Source organism: Pseudomonas sp. GM55 (genome assembly GCF_000282395.1).
Classification (GTDB): domain Bacteria; phylum Pseudomonadota; class Gammaproteobacteria; order Pseudomonadales; family Pseudomonadaceae; genus Aquipseudomonas; species Aquipseudomonas fluorescens_CC.
This window is the reverse complement of sequence record NZ_AKJJ01000066.1, coordinates 1-14234: the sequence shown is the minus strand read 5'-3', so window position 1 is coordinate 14234 and position 14234 is coordinate 1. Positions and strand designations below refer to the sequence as shown.

General features: G+C 59.8%; 10 protein-coding genes and 2 pseudogenes. 8 read left to right on the top strand and 4 right to left on the bottom strand.

Going from position 1 to position 14234, the window contains the following annotated elements:
• On the bottom strand, window positions 1–791 hold a 791-nt coding region (locus tag PMI31_RS18475; RefSeq protein WP_008019776.1), incomplete at its 3' end, for a cbb3-type cytochrome c oxidase subunit I.
• 340 nt (window positions 792–1131) lie between these two features.
• Between PMI31_RS18475 and PMI31_RS18470 the strand changes: the two genes are divergently transcribed.
• Window positions 1132–2805 (top strand): nitrite/sulfite reductase, encoded by a 1674-nt coding sequence (locus tag PMI31_RS18470; protein ID WP_008019775.1) that lies wholly within the window; start codon window positions 1132–1134, stop codon window positions 2803–2805.
• Window positions 2802–3284: a DUF934 domain-containing protein gene (locus PMI31_RS18465; RefSeq protein WP_008019774.1), complete on the top strand. Its 483-nt coding sequence runs from the start codon at window positions 2802–2804 to the stop codon at window positions 3282–3284. Before PMI31_RS18470 ends, PMI31_RS18465 begins: the two co-directional genes overlap by 4 nt.
• A gap of 118 nt (window positions 3285–3402) precedes the next feature.
• Here the strand turns inward: PMI31_RS18465 and PMI31_RS18460 are convergent.
• Window positions 3403–3918, bottom strand: a pseudogene (locus PMI31_RS18460) (tetratricopeptide repeat protein); the annotation flags it as partial.
• Between the two features lie 182 nt (window positions 3919–4100).
• Here PMI31_RS18460 and PMI31_RS31380 point away from each other — a divergent pair.
• Window positions 4101–4439 carry a hypothetical protein gene (locus tag PMI31_RS31380; RefSeq protein ID WP_238539301.1) on the top strand — a complete coding sequence of 113 codons (339 nt, stop codon included), beginning with the start codon at window positions 4101–4103 and terminating at the stop codon, window positions 4437–4439.
• A 188-nt stretch (window positions 4440–4627) separates the two neighbouring features.
• Here PMI31_RS31380 and PMI31_RS31710 read toward each other — a convergent pair.
• Together PMI31_RS31710 and PMI31_RS18455 are read right to left on the bottom strand one after the other, a co-directional pair.
• Window positions 4628–4894: pseudogene (locus PMI31_RS31710) on the bottom strand (RHS repeat-associated core domain-containing protein); the annotation flags it as partial.
• Window positions 4895–5308: 414 nt separating this feature from the next.
• Complete coding sequence (locus tag PMI31_RS18455; RefSeq protein ID WP_008019771.1) at window positions 5309–5734, bottom strand: YciI family protein; 426 nt, start codon at window positions 5732–5734, stop codon at window positions 5309–5311.
• Between the two features lie 173 nt (window positions 5735–5907).
• Between PMI31_RS18455 and PMI31_RS18450 the strand changes: the two genes are divergently transcribed.
• From PMI31_RS18450 to PMI31_RS18430, 5 genes are all read left to right on the top strand, one after another.
• On the top strand, window positions 5908–6351 hold the full coding sequence (locus PMI31_RS18450; RefSeq protein ID WP_008019770.1) for an SRPBCC family protein: 444 nt from the start codon (window positions 5908–5910) through the stop codon (window positions 6349–6351).
• Window positions 6352–6602: 251 nt separating this feature from the next.
• The gene (gene tpx / locus PMI31_RS18445; protein WP_007996495.1) at window positions 6603–7103 is read left to right on the top strand and encodes a thiol peroxidase; all 501 of its coding nucleotides are present in this window, start codon (window positions 6603–6605) and stop codon (window positions 7101–7103) included.
• A 178-nt stretch (window positions 7104–7281) separates the two neighbouring features.
• Entirely contained in the window at window positions 7282–8598 is a 1317-nt protein-coding gene (locus tag PMI31_RS18440) for an MdtA/MuxA family multidrug efflux RND transporter periplasmic adaptor subunit (protein ID WP_043302477.1), read from the top strand.
• Entirely contained in the window at window positions 8595–11699 is a 3105-nt protein-coding gene (locus tag PMI31_RS18435) for an MdtB/MuxB family multidrug efflux RND transporter permease subunit (RefSeq protein ID WP_008019768.1), read from the top strand. The genes PMI31_RS18440 and PMI31_RS18435 overlap by 4 nt, the downstream gene beginning before the upstream one ends.
• Window positions 11696–14234, top strand: a 2539-nt coding sequence (locus tag PMI31_RS18430; protein ID WP_008019767.1) for an efflux RND transporter permease subunit, incomplete at its 3' end; no start/stop codon positions are given. The genes PMI31_RS18435 and PMI31_RS18430, both read left to right, overlap by 4 nt.

Here is a 14234-nt window from a genome sequence, read left to right as displayed (position 1 = left end):
GCGGTGTAGTGCAAGTGGTGCGGGCCGGCCCAGATGTACAGGGTGATCAGCGCCCAGAAGTGCACGATCGACAGGCGATAGGAATACACCGGGCGCCCGACCTGCTTGGGCACGAAGTAGTACATCATCCCCAGGAAACCGGTGGTCAGGAAAAAACCCACCGCGTTGTGGCCGTACCACCATTGGACCATGGCGTCGGTGGCGCCGGAATACACCGGATAGGACTTGAACCAGCTCACTGGAATCGACAGGTGATTGACCACGTGCAACATGGCGATCACCACGATGAACGCGCCGAAGAACCAGTTGCCGACGTAAATGTGTCTGGTCTTGCGCTGCACCAGGGTGGTGAAGAACACGATGGCGTAGGCTACCCAGACCACGGTCATCCACACCGCGCCGGAGAACTCGATCTCGGCGTATTCCTTGGTGGTGGTGTAGCCCAGCGGCAGGCTGATCAGCATCACCACTATCACCGATTGCCAGCCCCAGAAGGTGAACGCGGCGAGCTTGTCGGAGAACAGCCGCACCTGGCAGGTACGCTGTACCGCGTAGTAACTGGCGGCAAATTGCGCGCTGCCGGCAAAACCGAAAATCACCAGGCTGGTGTGCAACGGGCGCAATCGGCCGAAGGTGGTCCACGGCAGGTCAAGATTCATCTGCGGCCATACCAGTTGCGAGGCGATCCACACGCCCATCGCCATCCCCACGACGCCCCAGAAGACAGTCGCCACGACGAACTGGCGCACGACCTTGTAGTTATAGGCCTGACTGATAGTAGTTGTGCTCATGCTCAATGCTTCCACGGTTGCAATGCCGTGCACTGTAGGAACACCGGTAAAAACAAAACAGGATCAGGAAAAATTCATTTATGCAGATCAGATAAAAAGTGGCCATAGTCCTGCTGGTCTTGCCCTGATATGGTTTTTTCACAGTCAGCTGAATCTGTAATGCGGATTAGCACCGGTCCATAGTCACTACCTCAAAACGCCCCCCCTGTAGGAGCGAGCTCGCTCGCGATGGTCGTGAACGATAACGCGCGAAGCCTGACACCCCGTGGCGCCCTCAGGTTCATCGCGAGCAGAGCTCGCTCCTACAGGGTTCTGTGCCTAATCCTGATGAGGTAGCCAGATGTATCAGTACGACGACTATGACCGGGCGCTGGTGTTCGAGCGGGTTGCGCAGTTTCGCGATCAGGTCGAACGTTTCATGGCCGGTGAGCTGAGCGAGGAAGAATTCCTGCCGTTGCGCTTGCAAAACGGTCTGTACATGCAGAAACACGCCTATATGCTGCGGGTGGCCATTCCTTACGGCACGCTGAGTGCCCGGCAGATGCGCACGCTGGCGAGCATCGCCCGGGATTACGATCGCGGCTACGGCCACTTCACCACCCGGCAGAACATGCAGTTCAACTGGATCGAACTGGCCCAGGTGCCAGACATTCTCGAGCGCCTGGCCCAGGTGGAAATGCACGCGATCCAGACCTCTGGCAACTGCGTACGCAACATCACCACCGAAGCCTTTGCCGGGGTCGCCTCCGACGAGATGATCGACCCGCGCCCCTTGGCGGAGATCCTGCGACAGTGGTCGACCATCAACCCGGAATTCCTGTTCCTGCCGCGCAAATTCAAGATCGCCATCTGCTCGGCCGAACAGGACCGCGCAGCGATCATGATGCATGACATCGGCCTGTATCTTTATCCCGGCGACAACGGGCAAATGCTCCTGCGGGTGATCGTCGGCGGCGGTCTGGGGCGCACGCCGATCCTCGGTCTGCAGATCCGCGAAGGCTTGCCATGGCAACATTTGTTGTCCTACGTCGAGGCGGTGTTGCGCGTGTACAACCGCCATGGCCGACGGGACAACAAGTACAAGGCGCGGATCAAGATTCTGGTCAAGGCTTTGGGCATCGAAGCTTTCGCCCGGGAAGTGGAGGAAGAGTGGCAGTACCTCAAGGACGGCCCGGCGCAACTGACCGACGCTGAATACGAGCGAGTGGCCAGTGCATTCGTCGGCCCGCAGTACCGCGAGCTGGCGAGCATCCAGCTGGATTTCGGCACGCACCTGGCGGAAAACCCTGCGTTCGCTCGTTGGGTGCAGCGTAACGTGCAGCCGCACAAAGTACCCGGTTATGCCAGCGTCGTGCTGTCGACCAAGCCCGGCATCGCTGCACCACCGGGCGATGTGACGGACACGCAGATGGAAGCGGTTGCCGAATGGTCCGAGCGCTTTGGTTTCGGCGAAATCCGCATTGCCCATGAACAAAACATCGTCCTGCCGGACGTGCCCAAGGCCGAGCTGTTCGCGTTATGGCGCCTGGCCTGCGAATACAATCTGGGCAGCGCCAACATTGGTTTGCTGACCGACATCATCGCCTGCCCCGGTGGCGATTTCTGTGCGCTGGCCAATGCCAAGTCGATCCCCATCGCCCAGGCCATTCAGGCCCGCTTCGAAGACCTCGACTACCTGCATGACCTGGGTGACATCAGCCTCAACATTTCCGGCTGCATGAATGCCTGCGGTCATCACCACATCGGCAACATCGGTATTCTGGGTGTCGATAAAAACGGCAGCGAGTGGTACCAGATCACCCTCGGTGGCGCCCAAGGCAAGAATAGTGCGCTGGGCAAGGTCATTGGCCCGTCCTTCAGCGCCGCGCAAGTGCCCGAGGTGATCGAGCGCATTGTCGACACCTTCGTGCGCTACCGCGAGAGCGAGGAAGTATTGGTCGACACGTTGCAGCGTATCGGCCTGGAGCCGTTCAAGGAGGCGGTTTATCCGCAAGCGGTGGAGGTTTCGGCGTGATCAATCTGTTACGGCTGGAAAAGGGTGAGGCACGCATCGATGCGGATGATCCGTGGATGCTGGTTCGGGATCTGGCACCGCCATCACCCGTGGGCAAGGCGATCCTGCCGCTGGCCCGCTGGCTGGAAAGTCCACAGCGAAATGCAGTGTGGCTGGGGCCGGACGATGAGGAGGAAACCCTCAAGCCCTGGTTTGATCAATTGCCACTGATCGCCCTGGATTTTCCGAGCTTTCGCGATGGGCGCGGTTACAGCCAGGCGTATCTGCTGCGCACACGACTGGGCTGGACCGGGGAGTTGCGCGCCATCGGCGATGTCTTGCGCGATCAACTCAGCCACATGCGCCAATGCGGTTTCGACAGCTTTGCCGTGCGTGAAGACAAATCCGCAGAAGATGCATTGAAGGGACTGGCGGGGATGAGCGTGTTGTACGGGCGTTCGGTGATTGAGCCGCGGCCGTTGTTCAGGCGCCGCGGATAACCCCTGTAGGAGCGAGCTCGCTCGCGATGGACCTCAACGAAAACGCGAGCTCTTTGGATAAACGCGTCGGCTTTGACTCCATCGCGAGCGAGCTCGCTCCTACAAGAGTCTCCCGGCACTTCAACGCCGGATCCCCGATGTTCAATTTCTTCCAGCCTTGCAGCAACACCTGTGCCTTGGGTTCCTGCCCGTTGTCCAGGTAATACTGGATCAGCGACAGCCGTGCATTGCGGTTCGCCGGTTGTTTTTTCAACAGCCGTTCCAGTTCTGCACACGCCTCTTCGATCTTGCCGCTGTCATGCAGGGCCACCGCCAGTACATAACCGAACTGTCCGCTCTGTGGTTCCAGTTGCGCGGCCTTGCGCAGGTACGGCATGGCTTCAGCGGTGTGGCCCGCACGAATCAGCGCCAGGCCCTGGGTGTGTTGCAGCAGGCCTGAATCGGGGCGGTCCTTGAGGCTTTGCGCCAGCAGGGCATGGCCTTCCTGATTGCGGCCGTTGGCCTCCAGCCATTGCACCAGGGTGACCAGCGCCGGGAAGAAATCCGGATCGCGTTGCAGGGCTGCGCGCAGGAATCCTTCGACTTCGGCATTGCGGCCGCTGGCCTGATACAACATCGCCAGATTGAGGTTCGATCAGGCAAAGTTCTGCGTGTAGGCATCATTGGAAAGCGCAGCAGGCCTTCCAGAAAGCAGGCTGCGCTTGAAGGAAAGCCAATCGCATTTACGGATTGGATAAGCGCCTGATTCGTGAGGCACGTTGAGGGATGAAGTCCCGAACGTAAACAACATTTCCTTGAGGACCCAGTGTCAACAGTGTGTCCTCAAAAGTCACGCGAGGAGCGGATCCTGATGAATATGATGAAACCGGGATCATCGATTCATTTGACCCCCATTCGCTGTCGATGCGTCTACCTGAACCGGACCAATCCGAATCCGTCGAAACAGATCCTCTTGTAGAACGGGATGAAGCTGTCGCAGTAGAGCTGTTTGATCCGGATGAGCTCAATGAAATGCTTGATCCGAAGGATCGACGAGATCCCAGCGAGGACGCTGAATCCAGTGAGCTGGTCGAATGGGAGGCGGCGATTGAATCAAGTGACCCTGTCATTCCGGTTCTGTGCTCGATTCTCGGGTTTTCACGCAACGGCCGATAGTTGAAGGCAAAGTTGATAGGTTCTTGTGCTGTTTCGGAGACTCCTATCGTTGCCGAGATTGGATTCGATGCTATGCGAGGTCTCGGAGTGGTTGGCGTTGGTAATCGCGATGTAACGTTGCGCGCGGGTCCAGGCATTTCATCAACAAGTCTGATGAAACGACTCCAGAAAGAAAAATGACCATTTGGGTCTCTCCGGTTAACCGGATCTCCCAAGCAGTACGCATACGGATTCAAACCTCCCTTCCCGAAAGGACTCCAACTATCCGGACTGTTGAAACGCATCAACACGGGATTGAATCCCCGATAACCGATACCTGACAAATAAAATCCAGTCGCAGGATCTCGTCGTTCGCCATTGAATTCCAGCAAGCTCAGCAAGCCGCTGCCAGGGGGCCGATGACCGTAGGGGGAGTAGGCGACATGCCGAGTCGGTTGAGAGGAAACGGTATGCATGACAGATCGTTGCTGATCAGTTGCAAGTAACCTGGTATTCGCTGTTGTCTCGTCGAACTGCTGTTCTGCGAGCAGGTGATTGTCGTGCTGGAATATCGAGTATTTCAATCGTTCGCCGATTTCTGACGTCAGCCGGCGTTTGCAATAAAATCGCTGAGTTTTGGCATCCGTCTGTGTTGAAGTACCGACAAGCTGATCCAGTGGGTCGTAAGCGTAACAACAAAGGTTGATTTCGCGCATTACCAATGCTCCCGAAGATCCTTTGGGCAGAGATGTACAGCCTTATCTTTGTCCAAGGTGCTGTCTACTAGCAGAACTGATAGGTGTCCTTGGCGAAATACCTCGCAGCCGATTTTGTGGCGAGAGTATTTGCTCTCTCGCCACAGTGTTACTAACGACCGATCAATGAAGTGTTCAGCACTTCCTCCCCTGCCCAAACGCCCGCTCTTCCTGCTCCCGCAATTGCGGGGTGAACTCCTCACCAAAATCCGCCGCTTCGAACACCTGGCGAATCTCGATCTCGGCTTCGGTGCCCGGCATCGGGTTGGGGCAGCGCTTGACCCATTCGATGGCTTCTTCCCTGGACTTCACCTGCCAGAGCCAGTAACCGGCGATCAGCTCCTTGGTTTCCACGAAGGGGCCGTCGATGACCGTGCGTTTGTCGCCGCTGAAGCGCACGCGGGCGCCTTTGCTGCTGGGGTGCAGGCCTTCGCCGGCGAGGAGGATGCCGGCCTTGGCCAATTCCTCGTTGTAGTTGCCCATGGCGGTCAGCAGTTCCTGGCTGGGCATTACGCCGGCTTCGGAGTCCTGGCTGGCTTTGATGATGATCATGAATCGCATGGCTTTTCTCCATTGGGGTTGAGTGAGTTACTTGATAGTCGAATGATCAGCGTCTGAATCGACAATTCTCTAAAAGAAAACTGCAACAGGTTTTGCGATAGCCCAAGGGGATGCATGGGGCTTTAGTGAGATGGTAGCCTGCGGGGCCCCCGGCCAATGGATTGCCACTGCCCATGCCTGTCCTGGAACTCACGACTTTCATCCCCAACCGCGCACCTGCACAAGTCCTCGACTTCTGCCTCGAAGGCGTGAATTTCCCGAAAATCTTCCCCGAACGCATCACACCGCTGGGCGATGTCGACTTGAGTAACTTGCGAATAGAGGTGGGGCGCGAGTTTCGTTTTCGGCACTGGATGTTCAATATCATTCCGTCGAACTGGACGGTGGTCATACGGGAGGTGGGCGATGCTCATTTCATCGATGAAATGCTCAGCGGGCCGATGCGCGCCTTTCGTCATGAACATCGGGTCGCGGCGGGAGAGGGCGGTACCCTATACACCGACCGGGTGACATATTCGGCGATCGGCGGCTCGCCAATGGAGTGGTTGCTGGTCAATGGCTACATGCGACGGATTTTCGAGGCGCGCCATCGCAATATGTTGCGGTTGCTCAGATAGCACCGCTGGCCCCTGCAGGAGCGAACTTGCTCGCGAAAGCGATCTGTCAGTCACGGCGATGCTGAATGTGCTGCCGCATTCGCGGGCAAGCCCGCTCCCACAGGGTCTTTTGGTGTATGGGTAAGCACGTGTATCCAATTTTGTGTGCTGATACATGACAATTTATGTTTGACCATAGGTCGTCGGACAATTTCGTGGTTAACTTCGGCCTCGTCAAAACTCTCCACACCAACGTCAGAAGGACTCCGTTCATGGCTCAAGTCACTCTTAAAGGCAATCCGGTTCAAGTCAACGGCCAACTGCCACAAGCCGGTTCCAAGGCGCCAGCCTTTTCCCTGGTTGCCGGCAATCTGTCCGACGTCACCCTGAAGGACTTTGCCGGCAAGCGCAAAGTGCTGAACATCTTCCCAAGCATAGACACCCCGACCTGCGCCACCTCCGTGCGCCAGTTCAACGCCAAGGCCGGCAGCGTCGACAATACTGTCGTGCTGTGCATCTCCGCTGACCTGCCGTTCGCCCAGGCGCGTTTCTGCGGTGCCGAAGGCCTGGAAAACGTACAGAACCTGTCGACCCTGCGCGGTGCCGAATTCATCCAGAACTACGGCGTGGCCATCGCTGACGGCCCGCTCAAAGGCCTGACCGCCCGTGCCGTGGTGGTGCTGGACGAAAACGACAACGTGCTGCACAGCGAACTGGTTGGCGAAATCGCTGACGAACCGAACTATGAAGCGGCGCTTGCTGTTCTGAAATAAGCCTGGCTTTACAATGTTTAACGGCCTGGCCCTGTCCAGGCCGTTTTCATTTGTGATTCAGTGTCTTGGATATCTCTCCTGTTACGTAAGCCAAAGGTAAATTGCCGGTAAAGGCGCTTTGCTTAAAACCCGCCAGTGCTTATCGTTCAGTCTCATGTAAAAAAAGCCCACGCGCCCAATGGTTGGTCACTCAATGCAATCCTCCGCTTCCCGTAGTCCCCGTCGCTGGCTGTTCGGCCTGCTTGTCCTGTTGGTCATCGCCGCCCTGTGCTGGAAATTCTGGCCCGGCAGCGCTGCACCCAAAGAGGCAGCGGGGCAGAAAGCCGTCGCCGGGCATACGGGCCGACCGGGGGGGATGCGTCCGGGTTTCGGCGGGGCGTCCGGGCCGGTACCGGTGCGAGTGGCGCCGGCAGTCATCGGTGACTTCCCGCTGTATTTCAAGGCGCTGGGTACGGTCACGGCGCTCAACACCATCAATGTCCGCAGCCGCGTCGGCGGTGAGCTGGTCAAGATCTATTTCGAAGAAGGGCAGATGGTCAAGGCGGGCGACCTGCTGGCCGAAATCGACCCGCGCCCTTACCAGAACGCCTTGCTTCAGGCTGAAGGCACCTTGCTGCAGAATCAGGCACAGCTGAAAAACGCCCAGGTCGACGTCGAGCGCTATCGCGGCCTATACCGCGAAGACAGTATTGCCAAACAGACCCTGGATACCGCCGAAGCGCTGGTCGGTCAGTTCCAGGGCACGGTCAAGACCAATCAGGCCGCGGTCAACGACGCCAGGCTCAACCTCGAGTTCACCAGGATCCGCGCACCGATCACCGGTCGCGTCGGTCTGCGTCAACTGGACGTCGGCAACCTGGTCGCCGCCAACGACACCACCGCATTGGCGATCATCACCCAGACCCAGCCGATCAGCGTGGCGTTCACCCTCCCGGAAAACAGCCTCGACACCGTGCTTGCCCGTTATCGCAGCGGCGCCAGATTGCCGGCTGAAGCCTGGGATCGCGGTGATACCAAATTGCAAGCCACCGGCGTATTGCAGAGCCTGGATAACCAGATCGACGTCACCACCGGCACCCTGAAATTCAAGGCCCGCTACGAAAACCGCGATCAGTCGCTGTTCCCCAACCAGTTCGTCAATGTGCGCCTGTTGGCCGACACCCTCAAAGGCGTAGTGCTCGCGCCTTCCGCCGCGATCCAGTTCGGCACCAACGGCACGTTCGTCTATGCCCTGGATGGTGACAGGAAGGTCAAGATCCGTCAGTTGAAAGTCGGCGCCAGCGACGGCCTGAACACCGTGGTCACCGAAGGCCTGTCGGCGGGTGACCGGATTGTGCTGGAAGGTACTGACCGCTTGAAGGACGGCAGTGACGTGGAGGTGGTCAACGACAGTCAGGATGTGCCGGCCACGCCAACCCAACAGCTGCAAGGCAAGTCGGCGGCCGACGCGGCTGAGCCCGCGACCACCGACAAGGCGAAAAAGGGCGGCGCATGAATCTCTCGCGGCTGTTCATCCTTCGCCCGGTAGCCACCACGCTGAGCATGCTGGCCATTATCCTGGCCGGTGTCATCGCTTATCGGTTGCTGCCGGTTTCGGCGCTGCCTCAGGTCGATTACCCGACCATTCGCGTCATGACCCTGTATCCCGGTGCAAGCCCGGACGTCATGACCAGTGCGGTGACCGCGCCGCTTGAACGGCAGTTCGGGCAAATGCCCGGCCTGACGCAAATGGCTTCCACCAGTTCTGGCGGTGCGTCGGTGCTGACCTTGCGTTTCAGCCTCGACATCAACATGGATGTGGCCGAGCAACAGGTGCAGGCGGCGATCAACGCCGCCACCAACCTGTTGCCCAAGGACTTGCCGGCACCGCCGGTGTACAACAAGGTCAACCCGGCAGATACACCGGTGCTGACGCTGGCCATCACCTCCAAAACCATGCTGCTGCCCAAACTCAATGATCTGGTCGATACACGCATGGCGCAGAAAATCGCCCAGATCAGCGGTGTCGGCATGGTCAGCATTGCCGGCGGCCAGCGCCAGGCCGTGCGGATCAAGGTCAACCCCGAGGCCCTGGCGGCCAACGGCTTGAACCTGTCGGATGTGCGCACGCTGATCGGCGCTTCCAACGTCAACCAGCCCAAGGGTAACTTCGACGGCCCGACCCGGGTCTCGATGCTCGATGCCAACGATCAGCTGACGTCGCCCAAGGACTACGCCAACCTGATTCTGGCCTACGCCAACGGCGCGCCGTTGCGGCTCAAGGACGTGGCGGAAATCGTCGACGGCGCCGAGAACGAGCGACTCGCTGCGTGGGCCAACGAGAACCAGGCGGTACTGCTGAACATCCAGCGCCAGCCAGGCGCCAACGTGATCGAGGTGGTGGACCGGATCAAGGCCCTGCTGCCGAGCATCACCGATAACCTGCCGGCCGGCCTCGACGTGGTGGTGCTGACCGACCGCACCCAGACCATCCGCGCCTCGGTCAAGGACGTGCAGCACGAATTGCTGATCGCCATCGCCCTGGTGGTCATGGTCACCTTCCTGTTCCTGCGTCGTGCCAGCGCCACGATCATTCCGTCAGTGGCCGTGCCGCTGTCGCTGATCGGTACGTTCGGTGTGATGTACCTGGCAGGGTTCTCGGTCAATAACCTGACCCTGATGGCCCTGACCATCGCCACCGGTTTCGTGGTGGACGATGCGATCGTCATGCTGGAGAACATTGCGCGTTTCATCGAGGAGGGCGACAGCCCGCTGAACGCGGCGCTCAAAGGCGCCAAGCAGATCGGTTTCACCCTGATCTCCCTGACATTGTCATTGATTGCGGTGCTGATCCCGCTGCTGTTCATGGCGGATGTGGTCGGGCGGTTGTTTCGCGAGTTCGCCATCACCCTGGCGGTGGCGATCCTGATTTCCCTGGTCGTTTCCCTGACCCTGACGCCGATGATGTGCGCACGCTTGCTCAAGCGTGAACCCAAGGAAGCCGAGCAGGGCCGTTTCTACCGGGCCAGCGGTGCGTTCATCGACTGGATGATCGCCGCCTACGGGCGCAAGTTGCAGTGGGTGCTCAAACACCAGCCACTGACACTGATGGTGGCCATTGGCACTCTGGCGCTGACGGTATTCCTGTACATGGTGGTGCCCAAGGGATTCTTCCCGGTGCAGGACACCGGCGTTATCCAGGGCATTTCCGAAGCGCCGCAATCGATTTCCTTCGCAGCCATGAGCGAGCGCCAGCAGGAACTGGCCAAAGTCATTCTGGCCGACCCGGCCGTCGAGAGCCTGTCCTCCTACATTGGTGTGGATGGCGACAACTCGACCCTCAACAGCGGTCGGTTGCTGATCAACCTCAAGTCGCACCACGACCGTGACCTGAGCGCAACGCAAGTGATTGCCCGCCTGCAACCGGAGCTGGACAAACTGGTGGGCATCCGCCTGTTCATGCAGCCGGTGCAGGACCTGACCATTGAAGACCGGGTCAGCCGCACGCAGTACCAGTTCAGCATGTCGTCGCCGGATTCGGAGTTGCTGAGCCTGTGGAGCGGGCGTCTGGTCGAAGCCCTGGCCGACCGGCCGGAACTGACCGACGTTGCCAGCGACTTGCAGGACAAGGGTTTACAGGTCTATCTGGTGATCGACCGCGATGCGGCGTCGCGGGTCGGGGTGTCGGTGTCGAACATCACCGATGCCTTGTACGACGCCTTCGGCCAGCGGCAGATATCTACCATCTACACCCAGGCCAGCCAGTACCGCGTGGTGCTGCAATCGCAGTCCGGCGAGAAGATCGGCCCGGATGCGTTGAACCAGATTCACGTCAAGACCACCGATGGCGGTCAGGTGCGGTTGTCCAGCCTGGCGCATATCGAAGAGCGCCAGGCACAACTGGCGATCACCCACATCGGCCAGTTCCCGGCGGTGATGATGTCGTTCAACCTGGCACCCGGCGTGGCGCTGGGGCATGCGGTGCAGATCATCGAACAGGTGCAGAAAGACATCGGCATGCCGATTGGCGTGCAGACCCAGTTCCAGGGCGCGGCCGAAGCCTTCCAGGCCTCGTTGTCGAGCACGCTGCTGCTGATTCTGGCGGCGGTCGTGACCATGTACATCGTGTTGGGGGTGCTCTACGAGAGCTACATCCACCCGATCACCATTCTGTCGACCTTGCCTTCGGCGGCGGTGGGTGCCTTGCTGGCGTTGATCCTCAGCGGCAATGACCTGGGCATGATCGCGATCATCGGCATCATTCTGCTGATCGGCATCGTGAAGAAGAACGCGATCATGATGATCGACTTCGCCCTCGACGCCGAGCGCAATCAGGGCATGGACCCGCAGACGGCGATCTATCAGGCGGCTTTGCTGCGTTTCCGGCCGATCCTGATGACCACCCTGGCGGCCTTGTTCGGTGCCGTGCCGTTGATGCTGGCCACCGGATCCGGCGCGGAACTGCGCCAGCCGCTGGGTCTGGTGATGGTCGGCGGCCTGTTGCTCAGCCAGGTTCTGACGCTGTTCACTACGCCAGTGATCTACCTGTACTTCGACCGTCTCGGTCGGCGCTGGGGCCGCAAGCCTGAGTCCGTGGAAGCGGTTGAGCAGCCATGAATCTTTCCGGACCTTTCATCAAGCGCCCGGTGGCGACCATGCTGCTGAGCCTGGCGATCATGTTGCTGGGCGGCGTGAGTTTCGGCCTGTTGCCCGTGTCGCCGCTGCCACAGATGGACTTTCCGGTGATCGTGGTCCAGGCCAGCCTGCCCGGGGCCAGCCCCGAGGTGATGGCGTCGACGGTAGCCACGCCTCTGGAGCGTTCCTTCGGCGCCATCGCCGGGGTCAACACCATGAGCAGTCGGTCCAGCCAGGGCTCGACCCGGGTGATCCTGCAGTTCGATCTGGACCGTGACATCAATGGTGCGGCGCGGGAAGTGCAGGCGGCCATCAACGCCTCGCGCAACCTGCTGCCGAGCGGGATGCGCAGCATGCCGACCTACAAGAAGGTCAACCCGTCCCAGGCGCCGATCATGGTGCTGTCGCTGACCTCGGATGTGCTGGAAAAAGGCCAGCTCTATGACCTGGCCTCGACGATTCTGTCCCAGAGCCTGTCTCAGGTGCAGGGCGTCGGCGAGGTGCAGATCGGCGGCAGTTCTCTGCCAGCGGTACGTATCGAGCTCGAACCGCAGTCGCTGAACCAGTACGGCGTGGCCCTGGACGATGTGCGCAACACCATCGCCAATGCCAACGTGCGCCGGCCCAAGGGCTCGGTGGAAGACGATCAACGGCTGTGGCAGGTCCAGGCCAACGACCAGTTGGAAAAGGCCAAGGACTACGAGTCGCTGATCATCCACTACAACGGCGGCGCGGCCCTGCGCCTCAAGGATGTGGCGAAGGTCAGCGACGGCGTCGAGGACCGCTACAACAGCGGTTTCTTCAACGACGATGCGGCGGTGCTGCTGGTGATCAACCGACAGGCCGGCGCCAACATCATCGAGACGGTCAACGAGATCAAGGCCCAGTTGCCGGCGTTGCAGGCGGTGTTGCCGGCCAGCGTCAAGCTGAACCTGGCCATGGACCGCTCGCCCGTCATCAAGGCCACGCTGCACGAAGCGGAAATGACCCTGCTGATCGCCGTGGCGCTGGTGATTCTGGTGGTGTTCCTGTTCCTCGGTAACTTCCGCGCCTCGTTGATCCCGACCCTGGCGGTGCCGGTGTCGCTGGTCGGCACCTTTGCCGTGATGTACCTCTACGGCTTTTCGTTGAACAACCTGTCGCTGATGGCGCTGATTCTGGCCACCGGGCTGGTGGTGGACGATGCCATCGTGGTGCTGGAGAACATCTCTCGGCACATCGACAAAGGCGTACGGCCGATGAGGGCTGCGTACCTCGGTGCCCAGGAAGTCGGTTTTACCTTGCTGTCGATGAACGTGTCGCTGGTGGCGGTGTTCCTGTCGATCCTGTTCATGGGCGGGATCATTGAAAGCCTGTTCCGTGAATTCTCCATCACCCTGGCGGCGGCCATCGTGGTCTCGCTGCTGGTCTCGCTGACCCTGACCCCAATGCTCTGCGCACGCTGGCTCAAGCCGCATACGCCCGGGCAGGAGAACCGCCTGCAACGCTGGAGCCAGCGGACCAACGACTGGATGGTCGGCAAATACGCCACCAGTCTCGACTGGGTGCTGCGCCACAAGCGCCTGACCTTGCTCAGTCTTTTTGTGACAATCGGCGTGAACATTGCGCTGTATGTTGTTGTTCCTAAAACATTTTTGCCACAGCAGGATACCGGCCAGCTGATCGGTTTCGTGCGCGGCGACGACGGCCTGTCGTTCAGTGTGATGCAGCCGAAGATGGAGATTTTCCGCCGGGCCGTGTTGAAGGATGAGGCGGTAGAAAGCGTCGCCGGGTTCATCGGCGGCACCAACGGCACCAACAACGCCTTCATGCTGGTGCGCCTGAAGCCGATCAAGGAACGCAACATATCCGCGCAGAAAGTCATCGAACGCCTGCGCAAGGAAATGCCCAAGGTCCCCGGTGCACAACTGATGCTCATGGCGGACCAGGACCTGCAATTCGGTGGTGGCCGTGAGCAGACCACCTCGCAATACTCGTACATCCTGCAAAGCGGGGATCTCGGGGCGTTGCGCGAGTGGTATCCGAAAGTCGTCACCGCGCTCAGGGCCTTGCCGGAGCTGACGGCGATCGATGCACGGGAAGGCCGCGGTGCCCGGCAGGTGACCCTGATCGTCGACCGTGACCAGGCCAAGCGCCTGGGTGTCGACATGGACATGGTCACGGCGGTGCTGAACAACGCCTACAGCCAGCGGCAGATTTCGACCATCTACGACAGCCTCAACCAGTATCAGGTGGTGATGGAGGTCAATCCGAAGTACGCCCAGGACCCGATCACCCTCAAGCAGGTTCAGGTCATTACGGCTGACGGTGCGCGGATCCCGCTATCGACCATCGCGCATTACGAAAACAGTCTGGAAGACGATCGGGTCAGCCACGAAGGCCAGTTCGCGTCGGAAAGCATTGCCTTCGACATGGCCGAAGGCGTGACAGTGGAGCAGGGCAGCGCTGCCATCGAGCGGGCGATTGCCAAGGTGGGCTTGCCGGAAGACGTGATCGCGAAAATGGCCGGGACCGCCA

Bases quoted from the DNA above. Each gene is read 5' to 3' on its own strand.
- PMI31_RS18470 (WP_008019775.1), top strand. From the start codon at position 1,132: ATGTATCAGTACGACGACTATGACCGGGCGCTGGTGTTCGAGCGGGTT.
- PMI31_RS18455 (WP_008019771.1), bottom strand. From the start codon at position 5,734: ATGCGATTCATGATCATCATCAAAGCCAGCCAGGACTCCGAAGCCGGC.
- PMI31_RS18450 (WP_008019770.1), top strand. From the start codon at position 5,908: ATGCCTGTCCTGGAACTCACGACTTTCATCCCCAACCGCGCACCTGCA.
- tpx (WP_007996495.1), top strand. From the start codon at position 6,603: ATGGCTCAAGTCACTCTTAAAGGCAATCCGGTTCAAGTCAACGGCCAA.
- PMI31_RS18440 (WP_043302477.1), top strand. From the start codon at position 7,282: ATGGTTGGTCACTCAATGCAATCCTCCGCTTCCCGTAGTCCCCGTCGC.
- PMI31_RS18435 (WP_008019768.1), top strand. From the start codon at position 8,595: ATGAATCTCTCGCGGCTGTTCATCCTTCGCCCGGTAGCCACCACGCTG.